Source organism: Pseudomonas sp. P4_C8, assembly GCF_056401975.1.
Genome location: NZ_JBFUIH010000112.1, coordinates 1 through 1,067 on the forward strand (window position 1 = coordinate 1; position 1,067 = coordinate 1,067).

The following is a 1,067-nucleotide window of genomic DNA, read 5'->3' on the forward strand; positions in this document are numbered from 1 at the left end:
TGATCTGGCCTAATGAAATTGGACACATCAATAGGGCGCTATGATGGCGCCCAAATCTAAGGTGTGCATGATGATGCGAAAGTCCTATTCCAGCGAGTTCAAGCTCAATGCTGCAAGCATGGTGCTTGATGAAGACCAGCCCATTCTTGAGGTCTGCGCCAACTTCGATATCGGCCCTACTGCGTTGCGCCGCTGGGTCGAGCAGGTCAGGAAAGAACGTGCAGGCTCGACGCTAGCGGGAACAAAAGCCATTACCGCCGACCAAAAACAAATCCAGGAACTCAAAGCTCTGCTCAGGCAGAAAGACCGGGATATCGAAATCCTAAAAAAGGCCAGTGTTCTCCTGCTTTTGGACTCCAAAGATCATTCCCTCTGATCAGCGAGCTAGGAGAACAGTACGGCATTTCAGATTGTTGTCGCGTGTTTGAAGTCAACCGCAGCAGCTATTACGCCTGGCGTCAGCGCCAAGGAAAAACGAACCCCGAGCGCGAAGCGCTCAGGGTTGCTCTGATCAAGTACCACAAAGCATCAAAAGGCTCGGCGGGCGCCCGCACTCTCTCCAAGGATATGCAGGGCGCAAAGCATAAGGTGGGGCGCTACATGGCTGCTCGTTTGATGAAGGAGGCTGGGATTTCCAGTTGCCAACGCCGCCGCCATAAGTACAAGTCGTCGGGTGTTGAATCGCTCGTGGCTGAGAATGTGCTGGACCGAGAGTTTTACGTAGCTGATATCAATAAAGTCTGGTGCGCAGATATCACCTTTATCCAGCTGGGCAAGCGTTGGCTCTATTTCTCTGTGGTTTTGGATTTGTTTGCACGACGAGTGGTGGGATGGTCGTATTCGTTGGTCGCCGACGCGACCCTAGCAAGCGAGTCACTGCGTATGGCTGTCGAATTGAGAGGACGACCTAAAGGTGTGCTGTTTCATTCTGACCAAGGGTGCCAATACACCAGCCATAAATTCAGGGACGAACTGATGGCCCACGAGCTAAAGCAGAGCATGAGTCGAAAAGGCCAATGTTGGGATAACGCCCCGATGGAGCGTTTTTTTGGCAGCTTGAAGTCCGA

General features: G+C 52.4%; 2 protein-coding genes. Both read left to right on the plus strand.

Annotated elements, in window-relative coordinates; genetic code table 11:
• Positions 1–67 precede the first annotated feature (67 nt).
• Complete coding sequence (locus tag AC1DWM_RS30095) at positions 68–376, plus strand: transposase (RefSeq protein WP_477796886.1); 309 nt, start codon at positions 68–70, stop codon at positions 374–376.
• A 26-nt stretch (positions 377–402) separates the two neighbouring features.
• A partial coding sequence (locus AC1DWM_RS30100; protein ID WP_477796887.1) for an IS3 family transposase occupies positions 403–1,067 on the plus strand: 665 nt, incomplete at its 3' end.